This is a genomic window from Georgenia sp. 311 (assembly GCF_006151955.1).
In the GTDB taxonomy this organism is placed as follows: Bacteria; Actinomycetota; Actinomycetes; order Actinomycetales; family Actinomycetaceae; genus Oceanitalea; species Oceanitalea wutianyii.
Window position 1 is genome coordinate 1 of the sequence record NZ_VDFS01000034.1, and the last position, 4166, is coordinate 4166.

3 protein-coding genes are annotated in these 4166 nt (G+C 72.9%); all 3 read right to left on the bottom strand.

Features of this window, described 5'->3' with window-relative positions; translation table 11 throughout:
* Positions 1-43 precede the first annotated feature (43 nt).
* Positions 44-1900, bottom strand: coding sequence for a hypothetical protein (locus FHE66_RS05735; protein WP_139072018.1), 1857 nt, complete (start codon positions 1898-1900; stop codon positions 44-46).
* A 348-nt stretch (positions 1901-2248) separates the two neighbouring features.
* Positions 2249-2854, bottom strand: a complete 606-nt coding sequence (locus tag FHE66_RS05740) for a DNA-binding response regulator (protein ID WP_139072019.1) — start codon at positions 2852-2854, stop codon at positions 2249-2251.
* On the bottom strand, positions 2851-4080 hold the full coding sequence (locus FHE66_RS05745; protein WP_139072020.1) for a sensor histidine kinase: 1230 nt from the start codon (positions 4078-4080) through the stop codon (positions 2851-2853). Before FHE66_RS05745 ends, FHE66_RS05740 begins: the two co-directional genes overlap by 4 nt.
* Positions 4081-4166 lie beyond the last annotated feature (86 nt).

Below are 4166 nucleotides of genomic sequence, written 5' to 3' on the forward strand. Positions count from 1 at the left end.
CGGTGCGGGAGGGCGCCGGCCCTCCCGCACCGGCGGTGTGGTGCTAGAAGACGGTGACCGTCACCTGGGCGACGTAGTCGCCGGGGACCGTCGACGTCGGGGCGTGCAGGAGCAGCTCCCCGCCGACCGTCGTCGTGCCGCGGCCGCCACCGGGGGCGGCCGTCGCGAGGGTCGTGCCCTCGGTGAACCCGTCACCGGGGGCGACCGGCGCACCGGGCGTCACCTCCTGACCGGGCGCCTGGGACAGCACCCGGGGCGTGACCCCGAGGTATCGCCCGTCGAGCACCGCCGGTCCGGCCCGGAAGTCGCTCACCTCGGCGGTGAGCGACCATCCTGGGTCAGCCGGACGGGTGTCGGCCACCGTGATGGTCGGCATCTCACCGGACGCCGCGAGCAGGGTGAGCGAGGAGTCGAGCTCGGCCATCCCGAGGTCGACCTGCCCGGCCCCGACCGCGACGGCGAGTCCGCCCGTCTCGGGGATCCCGACCGTGACGTCGAAGCTCGCCGACGTCTCCCCGGTGACGGGCTGGGTGGCGCCCCGCACCTGGGACATCAGCCAGTCGTGGGTGACCGGGTTGTTGTAGGCCGGCACCCAGGAGAAGTGGCCGTTGAGCGGGATGCTCGGGCCGTCGGCGTCGGGCGGGGTGCCGGTCGTCCCCGTGGGGAAGATCGTCACGAGGTGGTGGGCCCCGCTGTCCCGCGCCGCGTTCCACTGCTCCGTCTGGAGCGCCGTCGCCTCGGCGAGCGGCAGGTTGCCCGGCCACTCGCGCTGGACGACGTCGACCCCGAGCCGCTCGAGCCCGACGACGGACTGACGCACGCCGGCGACGGGGACGGTGCGGTCGTCCTCGGAGTGGAACTGCCAGATCGGCAGGTCGACGACGTCTGCCAGCCCGGGGTGGTCACCCGGGCCGTAGGCGACCGTCACCGCCGCGGCGAAGGGGGACGGGTCGTCGAACAGCATGTTCCACGTGCCGATCGAGCCCATCGAGATGCCGGTGATGTACACCCGCTCGGGGTCGATCGGGAGCGTCTCCTTGGCGTGCTCCACCATGGCGAACAGCGCCGCGCGGCCCTCGTCGTTGCCCCACTGGAAGTCCGGGTGGCGCTGGGGCGCGAGGACGAACGCGGGGTGCTCGGCCTGTGCCTCGGGCTCGGCCCAGGAGGTGACGAGCCGGTTGGCGAGGAGCTGGGCGGCGTTGTCGGTGCCCGACTCCCCCGCCCCGTGGAGGGCGAGGACGAGCGGGTAGAGCGTGCCGTCGTCCTCGCCGTCGCGCACCGCCTCGGGCTGGAACAGGCGGTAGGCGAAGTCGGAGCCCTCTCCCTCCCACTGCTCGACGGAGAAGTCGTCGACGACGCCGCGCGTGACGTCGGTGTTGACGACCGTCGTCGTGCGGGCGGGGACTGTCTCGTCGTCGCCGACGAGGTCGGCCGTCTGGCGCACGGTGTACGCGCCGTCGAGCCGGTACTGGTTGTTGACGCCGGTGTAGTAGAGCACCGCCGCGTTGGAGTCGTACCGCGAGAGCTCGAGGATGACCCAGTCCCCCGCGGTGTTGGTGCGGTCGGCCGACCGCTCGGGCGCGTCGTTGAGATAGGCGTGGGTGATGGTGCGGGCCTGGTTGGACGTGTTGCCCGCGGTGGAGCCGACGAGGTTCGCGGTGACGGCGAACGCGTCGGGGTCGGGGAGCACGTCACCGAAGTCGAGCTCGGTGGAGTACTGGACGGCGAGCGCCGTCACCTTGGCGCCCTCGTCGAGGGTCTCGACGATGACGACGGAGTCGGCGATCTGCGCGCTGCTCGCGTCGGCGTACGCCGGTGCGGCTGCGAGCAGGCCCAGGCCGAGCGCGGCGACGGCTCCGACGGAAACTGCGACCCGAGTTCTCGGGACGGGTTCTCTCATGACTGCACATCCTCACTTCATCGTGGTGATGACGTCCTACGACTGGAAGCCGGTACACGCGCACATAGGACGCACTCACGTCCGGAAGAAATGCCGGCGAACGACGTCGTCCAGTACGGCTGTCGCCCCCCGACGCGCTGGACGCTAGCGAGGTGCGAGGGCCGTGACAACAGGCCGTCCATGGGCGGCGACACTTCTGTCGGCTAATGTCGCCCGCAATTGCCGAAGGCCCATTCCTTTTGCGAGAGGAAATGGCACGGAAAGCGATTCCGGTTATCGGACGGAAGTCGCTCTGTCATCCTGCGCGAGGTGCGAGGACGTTCCTCCGTCGGTCCAGTCGCGCCGGCCTCAGATCCAGCCGTGCCGCCGGGCCACCTGGACGGCCTCGTGGCGGTTCGCCGCGCCGAGCTTCATCGCCGCCGAGGAGAGGTAGTTGCGGACCGTGCCGGGACTGAGGTGGGCCCTTTGGGCGATCTCCTCGACCGGCGTGCCGTCGACCGCGAGCTCGAGGACGTCGGCCTCGCGCGGGGTGAGCGGGGAGTCCCCCGCGCTGATCGCCTCGGCCGCGAGCTCCGGGTCGACGTAGCGTCCGCCGGCGCGCACCTGGCGCACGACGTCGGCGAGCACCCGGCCCGAGACGGTCTTGGGCACGAAGGCCGACACGCCTGCCTCGAGCGCCCGCTTGAGGTAGCCGGGGCGCCCGTGGCTGGTGACGATGACCGAGCGGCAGCCCGGCACGTCGGCCGCGAGCTGCTGCGCGACGGCGATGCCGTCCAGGCCGGGCATCTGGAGGTCGAGCACGGCGACGTCCGGCTTGTGGTGGCGGCCCGCGGCCACGGCCTCCGGCCCGGAGGCGGCCTGGGCGACGACCTCGATGTCCTCCTCCAGGCCCAGCAGCCCGGCGAGCGCGTCGCGGATGAGGTTCTCGTCGTCGGCGAGCAGGATGCGGATCACGAGCCCTCCGTGAGGTCGGCGGTGTCGAGCGGGACGCGTGCCCGCAGGGTGAAGGTGTCTCCCGAGACACCCGTGGTGAGCGAGCCGCCGAGGCGCGCCAGCCGCTCGGAGAGACCGAGCAGGCCGGAGCCTGCGGACGGCGGGCCGCTCACGCCGTCGTTGGTCATCGTCAGCTGGGCGGCCGGGGCGACGCCCTCCTCGACGATCGCGAGGTCGATCGTGCACGTGCCGGCCGAGGAGTGGCGCACGACGTTCGTCGCGCCCTCGCGGACCACCCAGCCGAGCGCGGACTGCGCGCCGGGCGGCAGGACGGTGTCCTCGCCGATGACGCGGGTGCGCACGCCGGCCGAGCGGAGCATCGAGCGGGCACCGGCGAGCTCGGTGGGCAGGTCGGCCTGGCGGTAGCCGGCGACGACGGCGCGCACCTCGCGCAGCGACTCGTTGGCCAGCTCGCGCACCTCGAGCATCTGCTCGGCGGCGCGCTCGCCCTGACCGCGGCGGCTGAGCTCGGCGCCGAGCTCGCTCTTGAGCGCCATGGCCGACAGCGCGCGCCCGAGGACGTCGTGCAGGTCGCGCGAGAAGCGCAGCCGCTCCTCGGCCACGGCGAGACGGGCGTGGAGCTGGCGGGTGCGCTCCTGCTCCCAGACCACGCCCATCATCCACACCGAGATCCGGAAGCTCAGCGAGATCGTGACGAGGACGATGCCGAAGCTCACCATGGAGATCGCCACGCCGGTCCACGTCATGGCGGGGCGGTTGGCGAGGGCGGCGAGCACGCCCGCGAGGGCGGAGGCGGGCAGGAGGGCGACTGAGGTGAGGACCGGCGCGAGGGCCCAGAGCGCACAGGCCAGGACGAGCACGAGTGCCCCACCACGGCCGGCCCAGCCGAAGTCGTCCTCCGCCGGGACGAGCATGAGGCAGGCCGCCACCGCCGCAGCGGTGAGCACGAGGAACACCGTGAGCGGGCGCCGCGGCAGGGCGGCGTTGTCCCGGTAGGCGGTGACGCCGTCGCGCAGGACGACGACGCCGGCGGCCGTCTGCGCCGCGAACATGCCGACGAAGACGATGAGCCCGAGCGGCGAGCGCTCCTCGGGCTCGGTCGCGCCGAGGAGGACCAGCGCCATGAACGGGAGCAGCGCGAGCAGGACGTAGAGGGTCCAGCGGGTGTAGGTCTCCATCCGCTGGGGTGCCGTGCGGCGGCGCCACAGCTCCATCATCCGCACCATGCGGTCCCTCCCTCTCCGGCTCCCGCCGACAGTACCGACCCCGTGGGACATGACGGACCGCCGGCCCGGCTCGTGGCCGGGCCGGC